A 15,618-nucleotide genomic window follows, 5' to 3' on the forward strand; every position below is an offset into this window, starting at 1 on the left:
CGGTCAGGGTGGTCCCGTCCTGACGGACAGCCCTGGTTACTGTTGTTCCCTCATTCGAGAGGCGGAGGGTGAGGAGTCTCATTTGTTGTTGCGTCCTTCGATGTAGGTGCGGTTGAAGTTCAGGCGTTCGAAAATGGGGGCGTCACTGAAGCGGAACAGGTCAAACTCGCTCTCGGCCTGCAGTGACCAGGCTGCCCAGGACGGGACGACGAACAGGTCGCCCTTGGCCAGGGTCCTGACCTCGCCGTTCAGCACCACCGTGCCGGAGCCTTCGAAGACCTGCCAGACGCTGGAGCCGACCTCCCGGACGGTCTCGGTGGAGGCGCCGGCGCGGAGGCGGTGGAATTCGGCCCGGATGGTCGGCATCACGTCGCCGCCGGTGGTGGGGTTGGTGTAGCGGACGGCGGCGTGGCCCTGGGACACAGTGGCCGGGTGGCCCTCGTCCTCCAGCAGCAGCTGCTCGGCCAGGGCGGCGTCCGTGTACTTCCACCGGTAGGCGGCGATGGGGGAGCTGACGGTGTCATCCATGCCCGAGAGCGGGCGCAGCCCGGGGTGGGCCCAGAGCCGCTCGGAGCGGGAGATGTCCGGGGTGGCCTCGTCGGTGACGCGTTCGGTGCCGAACTCGAAGAAACCGGCGTCGGCGTAGTGCACGAACGGGATGTCCAGGCCGTCGATCCAGGCCATCGGCTCATCGGTGTCGTTGTGGTGGCCGTGGAAGTTCCACCCCGGCGTCAGCAGGAAATCCCCGCGGGACATCCGCACCGGGTCCCCGTTCACCACGGTCCAGACGCCCTCGCCCTCAACAACGAAACGGAACGCGTTCTGCGAGTGGCGGTGCTCCGGAGCGGTCTCACGGGCACCCAGGTACTGGATCGCCGCCCACAGCGTCGGCGTGGCATACGGCGTACCGGCCAGGCCCGGGTTCGCCAGAGCGATCGCCCGGCGTTCCCCGCCCCGGCCCACCGGCACCAGATCGCCGGCGCGGGCGGCCAGCGGATACAGATCACTCCACCGCCAGACGTGGGGCACCGCCTTCGGGGTCGGGACCATCGGCATGAGGTCCGCGATCTCGGTCCAGAGCGGGATCAGGTTCTCCCGGTCAAAATCCCGGTACAGCTCTTTGAGCTGGGCAGCCTCTTCGGGAGTCGGCTCCGGAGCAGTGTGCCCCGCGGCCACTGATTCATGAGTGATGTTCTCAGACATAGCAATCCTCTACTTGGCGTGGGCGCCGGCGGCAGCCAGGCGTTCGGCGATGTCGGCGCGGAGGTCTTTTTTGTTGATCTTGCCGACCTTGGTGGTTGGCAGTTCGTCGACGACTACGAGATGCTCAGGGATTTTGAAGGCAGCAACACCGGTCCGGCGCAGGAGCTCCTGGATTTGTTCAAGCGTCACTTCGCGTCCGGGTTTGACCGTGATGTAAAGGCAAAGCCGTTCACCAAGCATCTGGTCCGGCATTGCGACCGCGGCTGCCATGGTCACGTCATCGATCCGATAAACCAGGCTTTCGATTTCCTCGGCCGAGATCTTCTCTCCTCCGCGGTTGATCATGTCCTTATCGCGGCCCTGGACGATCAGGTTTCCGTCGGGACGCCGCTCGACAATGTCACCGCTGGCGTACCAGCCGTCAGCGGTGAATGCCCGCGAGTTGGCCTCGGGGGCGCGGTAATAGCCCCTGGGTGTGTAGGGTCCGCGGGTCAGGATGGAGCCCGGGACGCCGTCCGGCAGGTCCTCGCCGGCTTCATCGACGATGCGCACCTCGTCGGCTTCGGACACGGGGCGGCCCTGCGTAGTGCAGATGACGTCTTCGGGATCATCCAACCGGGTGGTGTTGATGAGCCCCTCGGCCATGCCAAAGACCTGCTGCAGTGTCGCTCCCAGGACTGGCTTCACTTTCCGGGCAATCTCGTCCGGAAGGCGCGAACCGCCGACCTGAAGCACCTCGAGGCTGGCCAGCTCCTTGGTGCCGGCTTCCTGCTGGTACTCAATCCATCGCTGGGCCACCGCGGGGACCGCGGTTGAAAGTGTCACGCCCTCACGTTCGATGGCGGCGAAGGCCTTCCGCGGTTCGGGGCTCGGCAGCATGACCACGCGGCCACCGGCGAACAGGATTCCGAGGATGCCAGGGCAGGCCAGCGGAAAGTTGTGGCTAGCCGGAAGGGTGCCCAGATAGACAGTGTCCTCGGTGACTCCGGTGGGAATGGACGTGGCTTTGATGTTGTAGGCGTAGTCGTTGTGGGTTCTGGTGATCAGTTTGGGCAGCCCGGTGGTGCCCCCCGAGAGAAGAAACAGGGCTGGCGAGTCAGGCGACGGTGCACCGGCGTTCAGCCGGGCGCGGGCGCCCGAAACGTCCTTGCCTGGTGCCAGGATTTCCTCGAGACGTACGTTCAGGGGGTGCGCTGCACCGGAAACGAGGATGATTTCCAGGGACGGAATGCTTGACGCGAGTTCTTCGGCCATCGACTGGTGGTCAAAGTCTTTGATGACGTCCGGTACCGCTATGGCCCGCGATTCGGATAGTTCCGTGAGGAAGGACAGCTCATATTGCCGGTGTGCCGGCAGAGCCATCACTGGAATGACACCGGCCCGGAAACACGCCAGGGTCAGTACTGTGAACTGCCAGCCGTTGGGTAGTTGGACCATGATGCGGTCGTCCGCTGTCAGACCCATCTGGAGGAGGCGTTCCGCGGCCGCGTCCATTCTGTTGGCCAGTTCGGCGTAGCTGAGCCGGACGTCCCCGTCCACGATCGCGATCTTGTCCGGCAGCCGGTCGGCTGTGTCGAGTATGTAGGCGCCTAGCGTGCGGTCTTCCCAATAGCCCCTGCTGCGGAATTCGGCCGCTAGGTCCGCCGGCCAGGGGATGGTGCCCTCACTGGTGTGGCTGGTCATTTCATGTCCTCCTCGACATTGATAACTACGGCATCAAGGGCTACGAGCCCGTCACGGGTCAGACGCAGGGGGTTGATTTCGATCTCTGCGATTCCGTCATTGGAGACGAGTGCATCGCCGAGCGTGACCAGCAGGCCTGCCAGCTCCGCTGTCTCCAGCATCGGTCCGGAGCGGAAGCCGTACAAGAGCTCGCGGGCCTGGAGGTCGCCGGGCATGCCCTCCGCCACACGGACGGACAGGGGAGCGGAGCGGATGGAAATATCGGCGAAGACTTCCGCTGTGGTGCCACCCAGGCCCAGAACGGCGATCGGTCCGAAGACGGGATCACGGCGGACGCCGACCACGAGGTCGATGCCGGATGGAGCCATTGCTTCGATGAGGAATTCGCGGGCACCGGCGGCTTCAAGGCCGTCCAGGGCCCGGTCCATGGCCTCGGGGGAGTTCACCCCCAGGTGCACACCACCGATCTCGGTTTTGTGCAGAACCGCGGCGTCGAGCAGCTTGACCGCAACCGGACCGCCCAGCTCGGAGAGAGCGTCATGGGCCGCGGCCCGGGTGCTGCAGCTTCGCCGGGCAGGGGTGGCGATGCCGAGTGCGCCGAGGAGTTCCTTGGCGCGGTTCTCGTCCCACGGCCCTTCCTGTGCCGGCCAGGTGAAGGCTCCAGCGGGTGCTTCGGCGCGCTGGAATTGCCCGCGGGCGTCGTTGACCAAAGCCGTAATGCCGTGGGCCAGCGAGGTCGGTCCGCTGATCAGCGGCAGGTCATGCTGGTGGGCTGACTTTCGGGCGCGTTCAAGGTCGCCGTCGGGTCCGTCTACGCCGATCAGGAACGGCATTGTGTCAGCTACACCGGAATTGGCGACGGCGAGAGGAAGGTCGGCGACGGGTTCAGTCAGCCCGTACACCGCGACGACATCGATGGCCGGGTCGGAGGCCACTGCGGCCACGACCTTTTCGTAGCCGGGACCGGGGCGGCCGGTGTCCACGGGGTTGGCCTGGAAGGTCAGCGGCGGCAGCAGAGTGCCGATGGTGTCCTGGCTGGTCTGGGCCAGGCGTGGCAGCGTCACGCCGGCGCTGTGGAGGGCATCGGCGATCAACAGTCCGGGGCCTGCCTGCCCTGTGATGAGTCCGACTCCGGGGTCGGCCGCCGGGGCAAGCCGCCGCCCGGCCAGGGCGGTGACAGCGGCAACCAGCTGGTTCTCGTCGTCGACGATCACGGCACCGGCCTGTTTCAGGACCGCCCGTGTGGTGCGCCAGGATGTGGCCAGGGCACCCGTGTGGGACTGGGCGAACTCGGAGACGTCATTTCTCCCGACGACCAAAGCCACGACCGGTTTGACGGCACTGAGCCGTGAAACGGCGTCGATGAGGGCTGGTCCGTCGGCGACGGTTTCCAGGTGCAGGGCGACTGCCTTGGTGTGTTCGTCGGAGATCAGGAAGTCGAGGACGTCGGGCGCGCTGATGTCGGTACCCGCGCCGATGCCGACGGCGAGGCTGACGCCCGCTCCCGCGCGCTGCAAGTGGAAAGCAAGGACGTGGTTGACTCCGCCGCTGGCCGCCACGACGGCCACCGAACCCGGTTCCAGTTCAGCGACGCCGGGAACGAAGCTGGCGCGCAGGTTGCGGCGGGGGACGAAAAAGCCGGACGTGTTCGGGCCGAGCAGCCGAATGCCGGTGTCCCGGACAGCTTCCTCCACCTGGCGGGCGAATTCGATGCCGGGACCGCCGGCCTCGGCGAACCCCCCGGCGCAGACAAGGGCAGCCTTGGCGCCGTTTGCCGCACTGTCACGCAGGGCCTGGGCGGTGGCTGCGGCGGGTACGCAGAGCACGGCCAGATCGGGGCCTCCCGGAATTGCTGCTGCGGCATCGGCGACGCTGGTATGCATGCCGTTTTCGCCGCGGCTGTTGACGAGCTCAACGGGAGCCGGGTAGTTGGCCAGCGACTGTGCCATAACGGCGCCGAGCTTTTCCGGACTGGACGAGGCGCCCACGACGATGATGCCGCGAGGTGCGAATAGTGGTGTGAGGCTATGCATTGGTTGCCTCCGTGCCTTCCGTTGCAACGGCGTCTGCCCGGCCGGAGAGCACCAGGGTCAGAGCCGACACTGGCCCCCGGTCATCGACGATGACGCTGGTCAGGCCCCGGCCCAGGCGGGCTTCCTCTGAGAGGAGGATCCGCGTGAACGGATTGCCGCCCTGGATGACGACGGCAGCAGCCCGGGCAGGTAGGTGCTCGAAGGCGGCCGGCAGACCCGCTTCGGTATCAGGCGCGGTGATCAGGAGCCCGGTGGTGGCGTCGGCGTCGGCCGAGTTGGTGCTCAGGGCAATGCTGCCGCCGGGGCCGGTCAAGGCAACCTGGCCGTTGTACTCTGCCACGGAGAGCTGGCGCCCCGCGAACTCGACGGAACCGGCGATCAGCGGCGTTTCCAGCGGTGAGTTGCCGTGTCTGGCCAGCCAGTCGTGTTCCGCAGACGCCACCAGCTCCGGGTCGCGCTGGCGGATCTTGTCGATGTCGATGCTGCGGGAGAAGAAATGGAAGGTGAACTGGGTCGGATCGAAGGAGTTGTAGTACCGGGCGAAGTGTTCCCACCAGCTCAGGCCGCCGCGGGCCTGGTTCTGGATCTTGGCAACCTGTGGCTGGCGTTCAGCTTCGTAATTTGTGAAGGCGAGTTCGAGGTCGTCCTGGTGTTCCGCGATTTCACGGACCAGGCTGATGGCGTCTTCCATGGCCATCTTGGTGCCGGAACCGACGGAGAAGTGGGCGGTGTGTACAGCGTCGCCGAGCAGGACGACGTTGCCCTTGTGCCAGGAGCGGGTGCGGCGGGTGCGGAAATTCGCCCAGCGGGAGTTGTTTGCCACCAGCGGTTCACCGGCGATGTCTTCGGCGAACAGTTTCTCGAGGAAACGCTGGGTCTTGAGGTCGGAGGGTCCAGGGGGCTGGCTGGCATCAAATTCATCGAGGCCGGCCTTCCGCCAGGTGTCTTCGTCGGTTTCAACGATGAAGGTGCTGAGCTCATCGCTGATCGGGTAACCGTGGACCGCGAAGTTGCCGAATTCACTTTGCCGGTGAACGAAGGTGAGCCCATTGAACTTGTAGGTCGTGCCGAACCAGATGAACTTGGCAGTCGCGGTCTCGGCGGTGTGGCCCAAACTGTCGCCGAGCTGTTCGCGGGTGGAGGAGTTGGCGCCGTCAGCGCCGACAATCACATCGAAGTCATCGAGCTGCGACAGATCGGGGACGTACTGGCCAAAGCGCGTATCGACGCCGACTTCTGCCGCCCGGTCCTGCATGAGCTTCAGGAGGGTCTTGCGGTAAATGGCGGCCATGCCGTTGCCGGCGAAAGACTTCTGTTCACCTTTGAGCCAGACCTCGATGTCCTCCCAGTGGGTGCCGTAGTCCCGGAGGCCGTTGCGGACAACAGGATCGGCGTCGTTGATCCGGTTCAGCGTTGCGTCGGAGAAGACCACGCCAAAGCCAAAGGCATCAGATGCCTGGTTCCGCTCAAAGAGTACGACGTCGGCGTCGGGAACGGTCTGCTTGAACAGGGTTGAGAAGAACAGTCCGCCGGGACCGCCGCCAATGCAGGCTATGCGAAGTGCCATCGATGCCACCTTTTAGAGATTTGGGGGAGGACGTGTGCTACGTCTCCCCCTCATTATGTAACGATTCTCGGCTGATCGTCAACTATTTGTTACATATTGTCCTTGGGAGCCGCTGTACGGACCTTGCCGTGACTTCCTCAACGAACCACGGCCAGCTTCCGCGCCTCGACTGGGTTACGCCACGACCTCCTGGCCCAGCCCGATGGGCTGACCAATGATGCCGGAGACGAATTCGTTGGCGGCAGGCCCGAGCTGGCGGTGTATTGCACCAAAGAGGCTGTACGCCTCGCTGCTGGGCCAGCCCTTGGGCTGCAGCTCGAGGGGCAGGTGCGGGTCCCTGAAGGGGAAGCGGCGAAAATCGCCGATAAGTCGCATCCGTTCGATGAGTGCCGTTCGCCCGTCCTTGCCGGCGTTGACGTCCTCGTTATCAAGGGCGGCATAGGTGCGGATGAATTCCTGATAGTCCGCGCCGAGCTGCTCCAGATCCCAGCATCGCGCGGCAAGGTCCCTGTCCTCCGCGAGGTCGCCGGTCCCGCACCAGAGGGCATCAACTTTGGCCAGCGGATAGTCGGCGGCAATTTCGCGGACCTCGGAGATGAGGTCATGCGGGCTCAGCCAGGTCGATGGCGACAGCTGGCCGAAACCATGCCACGCGAGCTGCTTGCGGAGCTGCTCACGGACGGCGCGTTCGGATTCCGGAACCTGGTAAATGGCCATGGTCCAGCGCCCCTCCCAGTTTTCGTCCCGCTGCCTGAAGATCCGTTCGCGCCCCTCGTTGAGGATCTCCAGCATGTGGGGGGTAAGTGCGTAGACCGTTTCCCGCCCGACGCGCCGGGTGGTGAACCAGCCCTCCTTGCGCAGGCGTGAGAGGTTGACGCGGACCGTGGCCGGCTCAATTTCAAAGACCGCGAGGAGCTCCGTGATATCAGCCAGCCTGACCTCGCTCCCGGCGTACCGGAGGTAGTCCCCGAAAAGATCCAGGATCAGGGCTCTGGGTTTCCACTGCATAAGGCTTCTCCAATACTTGCTTGCCCGGACGGGCGTCAATCGGGAAACATGCAACACCCCTGTTGACGCACAACACATTTATGTTACATTCAGTTGTGGGTCAGATCACAGCCGAACGGCCCCTCATCTCTGGCACAGCCACAACGTCGTGTATATCACCTGGAGTCCCCAATGGCTTTTCAATCGCCTGCCTTACCTCCGGTTCGCCCTCGCAAATCGGCAGCCGCTGTCATCTTCCTCTGCTTCCTCGCCATCGTCTTCGACGGATACGATCTGGTCGTTTACGGAGCAATAGTCCCCAAACTCCTGGCCTACGAACCCTGGGGCCTGACCCCGGTGCAGACCGGCGCCATTGGCAGCTATGCGCTGGCCGGAATGTTCATCGGCGCCATCCTGATCGGATACCTCACTGACATCGTCGGGCGCCGGAAGGTCATGATGGTTTCCATCGCATCCTTCTCAGTGCTGATGCTGCTGACCGCCTGGGCGCCGACTCCCGAGCTCTTTGGCTTGTTCCGTTTTCTCGCCGGCCTCGGCCTGGGCGGTGTAATCCCGACGGCGATCGCCCTGACCGTGGAGTTCTCCAAGTCGAACCGCCGCAACTTCAATAACGCCCTGATGTTCTCCGGATACGCTGTCGGCGGGATCCTCGCCGCGCTTCTCGCTCTCGCCTTCCTGCCCGCGCTCGGATTCCGCGGCATGCTGGCACTCGGTGGCGTTCCACTCATCGCCGTTGTGCCTCTGCTGTTCAAGTTCCTTCCGGAATCCCCGGCGTTCCTCGCTGCCAAGGGGGACCGGGCGCAGGCGGAACGCATCATCTCCGAATACGGGCTGGAACCGCTGCCCGAAGCACCGGCACAAGGGGACGTACCCGTGCACGGCCGTTTCCGCACCCTGCTGACCGGGCGTCTGCTTACTGCAATGATCCTCTTCAGCCTGGCCGGCGTCTGTGGCCAGACCCTTGTGTACGGGCTTAACACCTGGCTGCCGCAACTCATGGTCATCGCCAAATACTCGCTGGCCTCCTCCCTGACATTCCTCCTGACAGTCAACATCGGCGCAGTCGTCGGCGTGCTCGTTTCCTCCAGGCTCGCCGACCGCTTCGGGCCCCGGCCGGTGACCGCAACGGCTTTCGCGAGTTCCGGCCTGGCGCTGGTTCTCATGGGAACCGGGGTCATGCCGCTTCCGGTCATGTACTTGCTCGTCGCGGTCGTCGGCTTCGGGTCAGTGGGCGCCCAGATCCTGGTCAACGGATTTGTGGCAACCTACTTCTCTGGCGCAACCCGGGCTACAGCCCTGGGTATCACGCTCGGCGTCGGACGGATCGGCGCTGTCCTGGCCATCTCGGGCGGCGGCGTGCTGGTGGCCGCCGCGCTGGGCAACTTCATCAACTTCTCCGTCTGGGCCATCGCAGCAGCAATCGGCGTAGTCGCCGTCCTGACCGTGCCGCGTTTCCCCGACAACGAATCGACGGGGACAGCTTCAGCAACCTCTCAGCCTCACATTTCCGACAGCACCGTCAAACACTAAGAACGGCACCGCCCACTTAGTACCGCATGGCCGCCCGAGCACCGTCGTTCCCGGCAGCACCCCAACTAAGGAGTCCATTTTGGAAACGCAACTCATTATTGACAACCAGCCCCGAAGCGCCCGCGAAGGCAAGACGTTCGAGCGTCGAAACCCTGTGACGGGCGTACTCGTGACCGAAAGCGCGGCAGCCGGCGTCGACGATGCGCTCGACGCTGTTGAGTCGGCGTCACAGGCCTTCAGCACCTGGTCAACTACCGGCCCCACGGAACGGCGGGCCGTCATGCTCAAAGCCGCAGACATCATGGAGCGGCGCGGCGCGGAGTTCATCGAAACGATGATGTCAGAAGTGGGTGCAGCCCAACTCTGGGCAGGATTCAACGTTTTCCTCACGGCGCAGCTCTTCCGCGAAGCTGCCGGGCTCGCCACCCAGATTCAGGGGGAGACCCTCCCGACGGACAAACCTGGCACACTCTCGATGACTGTCCGGCAGCCTGCCGGAGTTGTTCTTAGCATGGCTCCCTGGAATGGAGCGGGCGTCCTGGCGGCCCGGGCCATCGCCTACCCCATCGTTTGCGGCAATACGGTGGTCTTCCGGGCCTCGGAAACCAGCCCGAAGACTCACGCGATCATTGCGGAGGTCCTGCACGAGGCCGGACTTCCGGCCGGTGTGCTGAACTTCCTGACAAGCACCCCGGAGGACTCCGACCGGGTCGTGGAATCCATCATCGCCCACCCGGCGGTCCGCCGGATCAACTTCACCGGATCAACGGCCGTGGGGCGCATCATCGCCGAAAAGGCGGCCCGCTACCTCAAGCCGGTGCTGCTCGAGCTCGGCGGCAAGGCCCCGTTCGTCGTCCTCGATGATGCTGACATCGACGGCGCCGTCAATGCGGCTGTCTTCGGATCGTTCCTCTACCAGGGCCAGATCTGCATGTCGACCGAACGATTCGTCGTTGACGAGAGCGTGGCCGACCAGTTCGTTTCAAAGTTCGCAGCACGGGCAGCGCAGCTGGCCACCGGAGACCCGCTGACCGACGAAGCTTGCATCGTCGGCCCCATGATCCGCGAAGAGTCGGGCCCCAGAATCAACGGCCTCATCGATGATGCCCTCGCCAAGGGAGCGGAACTCGTCGTCGGTTCCCATGCCGACGGCGCATCGATGCCGGCCACCATCATCGACAAAGTGCGGCCCGGGATGTCCATCTACGATCAGGAAACCTTCGGGCCGATCACCACCGTGGTCCGCGTTTCCGGCGTCGAGGAGGCGGTCCGGGTGGCAAACGATACTGAGTACGGTCTCGCCGCGGCCGTATTCGGTGCCGACAGCACCCGGGCACTGCAGGTTGCGATGCGAATTCAAGCAGGACACGTGCACGTCAACGGCGCAACCGTTCAGAACGAAGCCCAGGCTCCCTATGGCGGCATGAAAAACAGTGGCTACGGCAGGTTTGACGGCAGGGCCGTCATCAACGAATTCACCGAGCTGAAGTGGATCACCGTGGAGCAGTCCGACCAGCAGTACCCGTTCTGACCCCAAGAGCCCGACCAATCCGAAAAGGAATGACACGACTATGCAGGTAACCGCCGCAGTGGCCCGGGAGCCACGGCAACCCCTCACGATCGAAGAACTGGAGCTGGACGATCTCCGCCCGAACGAGGTCCTCGTAAAGATGGTGGCCTCCGGCGTGTGCCACACCGACGCCATCGTGCGTGACCAGGTATATCCCACGCCGTTGCCGGCCGTCCTGGGACACGAGGGAGCCGGGATAGTGGAGCGGATCGGGGCTTCCGTCACCACGGTGCAGCCGGGCGACCACGTCCTGCTCGCGGCCGCCTATTGCGGTAAGTGCGACCGCTGCCGGTCCGGCCAGATGGCGTATTGCGAGAACCTCTTCGCCGCTGACTTCGGCGGCCGGAGGCCTGACGGGACCACGGCATTGAGCAAGGACGGGGAAGTGATTTCGTCCCACTTCTTCGGCCAGTCGTCGTTCGCGACCTACGCCAACGTCGTCGAGGAAAGCGTTGTCCGGATCGACGCCGACGTTCCCCTGGAGATCGTGGCCCCGCTCGGGTGCGGCATCCAGACCGGAGCCGGTGCCGTCCTCAACGAACTCAAGCCCGCGCTGAACAGCACGCTCGTGGTTATCGGGACCGGCGCCGTCGGATCGGGTGCGATCATGGCCGGCGGGATCGCGGGGTGCGCCCGGATCATCGCCGTCGACATCCACCCTTCCCGGCTGGACCTCGCGAAAGAACTGGGAGCGACGGACGTGATCAACACGAAGGAAGCCGACCTGACGGAGGAGATCCTCCGCCTGACGAACGGGCACGGAGCCGACTACGTGGTGGATACGACCGCCCGGCCGGAGCTGCTCCGCAAAGCAGCCGACGCCCTGGCCCTCCGGGGCACGCTGGCGCTGGTCGGTGCCGCCGCACCCGGAACAGAGGTCTCGTTCGAGATCGGCCTGTCGCTGGTCAAAGGATGGACGTTCAAAACGGTGATCCAGGGAAGTTCCGTACCGCAGGTGTTCATTCCCAAACTCATCCAGTTGTGGAAGGACGGCCGATTCCCCATGGACAAGCTGATGCGCAACTACAGCCTGAGTGATATCAACCAGGGATTCGAAGACTCTGCGGGAGGCACCGTCATCAAGCCGGTAATCGTGTTCTAGACGGCAACCGGTTTCACTTGCCCTGATCACTTGGGACGAAAGCGGACGACGGCGGGAAGTTTCCCGCCGTCGTCCTCGTGGCTGCTCAGGTGTCGGCTGTTGCCGGCCCGGCTACTTAGTGACCTGGAGTCCGGTGTCCCAGTTGAAGTCGGCGAACTCCGGGTTCGCCTGCATCGTCATGAGGACGAACTGGAAGCCCTCGAGTTCCCGGGCGCGCTTGAGCGGACCAACGACCAGGGGGCGCATGCCGCCGGCGCTGACGAAGCTGCTGACGGCGGCGTTGGCTTCCGCGTTGTCCCCGGCGATGAAGACGTCCAGCGGCTGTCCACCTGACTCCCCGGCCACCAGGGTGCCGGCGAAGGTTGTGTTGAAGGCCTTCACCACGTTGGCGCCGGCCGGGGCAAACTGTGCGATTTCCTCGGCGGCGGAGTTGCCGGGCTCAACAACCAGGGAATCGAAGGTTTCGAAGTTCACCGGGTTGGTGATGTCCACGACGGTCTTGCCCGCCAAAGCGTCGCCGTAAGCGATGACCACGGACTTGGCTGCGTCGAACGGGACAGCCAGGACCACGATGTCACCCTGCGGGGCGTCGGCCGTGGTGCCGAAGGTAACGCCTGCGCCGAGCTCGGCAGCCAGCTCCTGCGCCTTGGAGGCAACCTGGCCGAGGATCTCGACGGTCAGGCCGCCAGCGAGGGCGCGGGTTGCGATGCCGCGGGCCATGTTGCCGTTGCCGATGATGGTGAGGTTCGTCATTGGGTTCTTCTTTCCGAGGATGCGGGCCAGGAGGGTTTTCATTAGATTCTGTTTCTCTTGAGAAGCGTTGCTTGAAGCTTCAACTAAATATACAGCCATTAGATTGAAGCGTCAAGTATTTGGTGTGGTGGCTCATCTATGCTTCCATGGAATCTAGTTCTGCGGAATGTATGGTTCTTCGCGGATTCGCGGCCCTTATCTTCGCAGCCATGGGGAGTCGGGTGTCGCTCCGGCCCTGGCGTTCCCCGGAACCCTGCCCTAGTCCTGGCAACAAATTAATGGATCGGCGTGGGCCGATCGGAAACCTGAGGTAAGTGATGTTCACACTCGATAGCCGCTCGACTGCGGTCCTGGTGGTCGACATGCAGAACGACAATCTCCATGAGGACGGGGCATTCGCGGGCACGGGGGCCGCGGCGCACGCGGTCCAGCAGGGTGTCGTCCCCAATGTGCTGCGGGTCCTGGACGCCGCGCGTGCTGCCGGCGCCGCGGTATTCCACAACCGCATCGTGGTCTACCCCGGCCGCGACGTCGGCGGCGACAACGCTCCCATCTTTCGGATGCTCGGCCCCGAGTCTTTGAAGGTGGGCTCCTGGGGTGCGTCCGCCGTCGAGGGGACCGGGCCGGTCGGTGACGAGATCGTGATCGATCGGATCCGGATGAGTGCATTCAACGGCACTCCCTTGGACATCATGCTGCGGAACCTTGGCGCGAAGACCGTGGTTGTGGTGGGCGTGTGGACCAACATGGCGGTGGAGCACACCGCAAGGGATGCCGCGGACCACGGTTACCGCGTCGTCGTGGTGACGGATGCGACGTCCAGCATCAACGCGGAGTGGCAGGAGGCTGCGCTGGGATTTGCGCTCACCAACATCGCCGAGATTGTTGACACGGATGCCGTGGAGACCTCATTCGCCACCACAGAGAGTTCCGAACGCTGAACTGGGAATCCGCGTCGGCTTTTGTCCGGCCGGCTCCCGGGCCTGCGGAACGGTCCGCCAGGTGCGGGGCCGTCAACTAAGAGGGCCCGCCGGCCATGCCGGCGGCGTCCCGGGCGAGCAGCTCGCTGGTTCGCATTATGGACGCGCGCCTGCGGTCCCCGTCCGGCGTGCCGGTGATCACAAGGTGGACATTCGGGCTCGATACCCAGGCGTGGCACAGCGTCACGATCGTCAGGAGCAGGTCTTCCGCTGCCGTCTCGGTCGCTGCCGGGAGTGCGGTGCGAATCTCGGCCACCTTGGTGGCTGAGCGGAGGGCGCGTATCTCTGCGCCGACCGGATGGCCCCGTTCAAGCCCCTCCCAGAAGGTGAGCCGGGCGAGACTCGGGCGGCTCCTGGACAGATCAAAGTACCGCCCCGCGAAATCGGCGATCGCAACAGGTCCATGGCCGACGACGGGAAGGTCGTCCAGGGCAGTGACGAGCTGGCGGGTGAGTGCCGCTTCAAAGAGTTGGGCCTTGCCGCCGAAGTAGAAGTAGATCCGTTCGCGGTTACACCCTGAGTTCCGCGAAATTTGGTGAATGCGCGCACCGGAGAAGCCGCGTTCCGAAAACTCGGCGATGGCGGCATCAAGAAGTTTCTCCCTTGTTGCGTCAGTGTCCCAAGCCATGCACCCAATCCTATCTCCAACCGTTCGTTTGCTTTTGCCTGCCGTCGCTCAGTAGCATCAAATCCAACCGTACGTTTGGAGATTGAGTGGAACACGAGGGCAAAGCTCTTGCAGCCGATGAAACAGACGCGCATCATCACCGGACCGCCGGCATTGCATCCGTCCATGTCAGGGCCGTGATTACCTGGCTGGCGATATTCCCGCTGGCGGCAGTGGGCATGAGCGTACTGGCAGCGTGGGCGCCGGGGTGGCCTCCGGTCCTACGCGCTCTCACGCTCACCCTTGTGGTCGTCCCCACGGCCGTCTACTTCGCTGTGCCCCGCCTTCTCTTGATCCAGGCACAGCTGAGCCAAGCTGCGGCGCGCATTCAGGTGCGTCGGAGCGCGAACCGCACTTCGCGGATTCGCTAACCGCGCCGGGGTGCATCCTCATCCCGGCAATAAATATGAGGAGTTTCCCATGCAGATAACTGCAGCGGTCGCGCGCGAGCACGGCTCACCCTTCACCGTCGAACAGCTTGAGCTGGACGCCCTGAGGCCCAATGAAGTCAGGGTCCGCATGGTGGCAACCGGAATCTGCCACACAGACGTACTCGTTCGGGACGGGGTCTATCCGACGCCGCTGCCCGCCGTCCTCGGTCACGAGGGAGCCGGCATCGTCGAAGCGGTCGGCGATTCCGTGGTATCCGTGATTCCTGGCGATCACGTTGTATTGGCTGCCGCATACTGCGGGCACTGCAAGCGTTGCCGTAACGGCCAGATGGCGTACTGCGAGAACCTTATGGCTGCGGACTTCGCTGGGCGTCGTCTCGACGGCCAAACGTCGCTGAGCAAGGGCGACGAAGCCATTTCGTCCCACTTCTTCGGCCAGTCGTCCTTCGCGACATACGCAAACGTTGTCGAGGAGTCTGTCGTCCGTGTGGACAAGGACGTGCCGCTTGAGCATCTTGGCCCCCTGGGCTGCGGCATCAACACCGGGGCGGGAACCGTCCTCAATGAGCTCAAGCCGGAGATCGGGTCTTCACTTGTTGTTTTCGGCGCCGGCGCCGTCGGCTGCGCCGCTGTCATGGCGGCGCGGATCGCGGACTGTGCCATTATTGTCGCCGTTGACATCCACGACTCCCGGTTGGAACTCGCCCGGGAATTGGGCGCGACACACGTCATCAATTCAAAGACCGACGACGTCGCCGCGCGGCTTCGCGAAATCACGGAGGACGCAGGCGTTGACTACGTCGTGGACACCACGGGTCTGCCTGCGCTCCTCCGCCAGGCGGCCGACGCCCTGGGAGTGCGCGGGACACTCGCCCTCGTCGGCGCCGCGAAACCCGGCACCGAGGTCAGCTTCGAGATCGGCGCGTCCCTCGTGAAGGGCTGGACCTTCAAGACCGTGGTCCAGGGCAGTTCTGTGCCGCAGGTCTTCATTCCCCGACTGATCCAGCTTTGGAAGGACGGCCGGTTCCCGTTCGAAAAGCTCGTCAGTGACTACACCCTTCAAGACATCAACCAAGGCTTCGAAGACTCCCGGAGCGGCAAGACGATCAAGCCGGTCATCATCTTCTGAC

At 64.2% G+C, this 15,618-nt stretch carries 12 protein-coding genes; 5 read left to right on the plus strand and 7 right to left on the minus strand.

What is annotated here, in order from left to right:
• Positions 1–78 precede the first annotated feature (78 nt).
• The 5 genes from CXQ91_RS21095 to CXQ91_RS21115 all read right to left on the minus strand — a co-directional run bounded on the left by CXQ91_RS21095 (position 79) and on the right by CXQ91_RS21115 (position 7,494).
• Complete coding sequence (locus tag CXQ91_RS21095) at positions 79–1,203, minus strand: cupin domain-containing protein (protein ID WP_104175840.1); 1,125 nt, start codon at positions 1,201–1,203, stop codon at positions 79–81.
• A gap of 9 nt (positions 1,204–1,212) precedes the next feature.
• The gene (locus CXQ91_RS21100) at positions 1,213–2,886 is read right to left on the minus strand and encodes a (2,3-dihydroxybenzoyl)adenylate synthase (RefSeq protein WP_104175841.1); all 1,674 of its coding nucleotides are present in this window, start codon (positions 2,884–2,886) and stop codon (positions 1,213–1,215) included.
• On the minus strand, positions 2,883–4,919 hold the full coding sequence (locus tag CXQ91_RS21105) for an acetate--CoA ligase family protein (RefSeq protein ID WP_104175842.1): 2,037 nt from the start codon (positions 4,917–4,919) through the stop codon (positions 2,883–2,885). Before CXQ91_RS21105 ends, CXQ91_RS21100 begins: the two co-directional genes overlap by 4 nt.
• Positions 4,912–6,486, minus strand: a complete 1,575-nt coding sequence (locus tag CXQ91_RS21110; RefSeq protein WP_104175843.1) for an FAD-dependent monooxygenase — start codon at positions 6,484–6,486, stop codon at positions 4,912–4,914. Before CXQ91_RS21110 ends, CXQ91_RS21105 begins: the two co-directional genes overlap by 8 nt.
• Positions 6,487–6,660: 174 nt before the next feature.
• Positions 6,661–7,494 (minus strand): PaaX family transcriptional regulator C-terminal domain-containing protein, encoded by an 834-nt coding sequence (locus tag CXQ91_RS21115; RefSeq protein ID WP_104175844.1) that lies wholly within the window; start codon positions 7,492–7,494, stop codon positions 6,661–6,663.
• A gap of 171 nt (positions 7,495–7,665) precedes the next feature.
• On the opposite strand from CXQ91_RS21115, the gene CXQ91_RS21120 reads away from it, so the two are divergent.
• The 3 genes from CXQ91_RS21120 (at position 7,666) to CXQ91_RS21130 (ending at position 11,696) form a co-directional block, all read left to right on the plus strand.
• Positions 7,666–9,024 (plus strand): aromatic acid/H+ symport family MFS transporter, encoded by a 1,359-nt coding sequence (locus CXQ91_RS21120; RefSeq protein ID WP_258074196.1) that lies wholly within the window; start codon positions 7,666–7,668, stop codon positions 9,022–9,024.
• Between the two features lie 79 nt (positions 9,025–9,103).
• Positions 9,104–10,555 (plus strand): aldehyde dehydrogenase, encoded by a 1,452-nt coding sequence (locus CXQ91_RS21125; RefSeq protein ID WP_104175845.1) that lies wholly within the window; start codon positions 9,104–9,106, stop codon positions 10,553–10,555.
• Positions 10,556–10,595: 40 nt separating this feature from the next.
• Entirely contained in the window at positions 10,596–11,696 is a 1,101-nt protein-coding gene (locus CXQ91_RS21130) for an NAD(P)-dependent alcohol dehydrogenase (protein ID WP_104175846.1), read from the plus strand.
• A 111-nt stretch (positions 11,697–11,807) separates the two neighbouring features.
• Here the strand turns inward: CXQ91_RS21130 and CXQ91_RS21135 are convergent, their stop codons facing one another.
• Positions 11,808–12,491 (minus strand): NADPH-dependent F420 reductase, encoded by a 684-nt coding sequence (locus CXQ91_RS21135; RefSeq protein ID WP_258074197.1) that lies wholly within the window; start codon positions 12,489–12,491, stop codon positions 11,808–11,810.
• Positions 12,492–12,766: 275 nt separating this feature from the next.
• Here CXQ91_RS21135 and CXQ91_RS21140 point away from each other — a divergent pair, with 275 nt between their 5' ends.
• Positions 12,767–13,390: a cysteine hydrolase family protein gene (locus CXQ91_RS21140; RefSeq protein ID WP_104175847.1), complete on the plus strand. Its 624-nt coding sequence runs from the start codon at positions 12,767–12,769 to the stop codon at positions 13,388–13,390.
• 76 nt (positions 13,391–13,466) lie between these two features.
• On the opposite strand, the gene CXQ91_RS21145 is transcribed toward CXQ91_RS21140, so the two are convergent.
• Positions 13,467–14,057 carry a TetR/AcrR family transcriptional regulator gene (locus CXQ91_RS21145; protein ID WP_104175848.1) on the minus strand — a complete coding sequence of 197 codons (591 nt, stop codon included), beginning with the start codon at positions 14,055–14,057 and terminating at the stop codon, positions 13,467–13,469.
• 459 nt (positions 14,058–14,516) lie between these two features.
• On the opposite strand from CXQ91_RS21145, the gene CXQ91_RS21155 reads away from it, so the two are divergent.
• Entirely contained in the window at positions 14,517–15,617 is a 1,101-nt protein-coding gene (locus CXQ91_RS21155; RefSeq protein WP_104175849.1) for an NAD(P)-dependent alcohol dehydrogenase, read from the plus strand.
• Position 15,618 lies beyond the last annotated feature (1 nt).

Source organism: Arthrobacter sp. Y81, from assembly GCF_002929335.1.
Taxonomy (GTDB): Bacteria; Actinomycetota; Actinomycetes; order Actinomycetales; family Micrococcaceae; genus Arthrobacter.

What these genes read in the sequence shown, in the direction of transcription:
- CXQ91_RS21130 (WP_104175846.1), top strand. Translation starts at nt 10,596, where the DNA reads ATGCAGGTAACCGCCGCAGTGGCCCGGGAGCCACGGCAACCCCTCACG.
- CXQ91_RS21110 (WP_104175843.1), bottom strand. Translation starts at nt 6,486, where the DNA reads ATGGCACTTCGCATAGCCTGCATTGGCGGCGGTCCCGGCGGACTGTTC.
- CXQ91_RS21105 (WP_104175842.1), bottom strand. Translation starts at nt 4,919, where the DNA reads ATGCATAGCCTCACACCACTATTCGCACCTCGCGGCATCATCGTCGTG.
- CXQ91_RS21120 (WP_258074196.1), top strand. Translation starts at nt 7,666, where the DNA reads ATGGCTTTTCAATCGCCTGCCTTACCTCCGGTTCGCCCTCGCAAATCG.
- CXQ91_RS21135 (WP_258074197.1), bottom strand. Translation starts at nt 12,491, where the DNA reads ATGAAAACCCTCCTGGCCCGCATCCTCGGAAAGAAGAACCCAATGACG.
- CXQ91_RS21140 (WP_104175847.1), top strand. Translation starts at nt 12,767, where the DNA reads ATGTTCACACTCGATAGCCGCTCGACTGCGGTCCTGGTGGTCGACATG.
- CXQ91_RS21145 (WP_104175848.1), bottom strand. Translation starts at nt 14,057, where the DNA reads ATGGCTTGGGACACTGACGCAACAAGGGAGAAACTTCTTGATGCCGCC.
- CXQ91_RS21095 (WP_104175840.1), bottom strand. Translation starts at nt 1,203, where the DNA reads ATGTCTGAGAACATCACTCATGAATCAGTGGCCGCGGGGCACACTGCT.
- CXQ91_RS21100 (WP_104175841.1), bottom strand. Translation starts at nt 2,886, where the DNA reads ATGACCAGCCACACCAGTGAGGGCACCATCCCCTGGCCGGCGGACCTA.
- CXQ91_RS21115 (WP_104175844.1), bottom strand. Translation starts at nt 7,494, where the DNA reads ATGCAGTGGAAACCCAGAGCCCTGATCCTGGATCTTTTCGGGGACTAC.
- CXQ91_RS21155 (WP_104175849.1), top strand. Translation starts at nt 14,517, where the DNA reads ATGCAGATAACTGCAGCGGTCGCGCGCGAGCACGGCTCACCCTTCACC.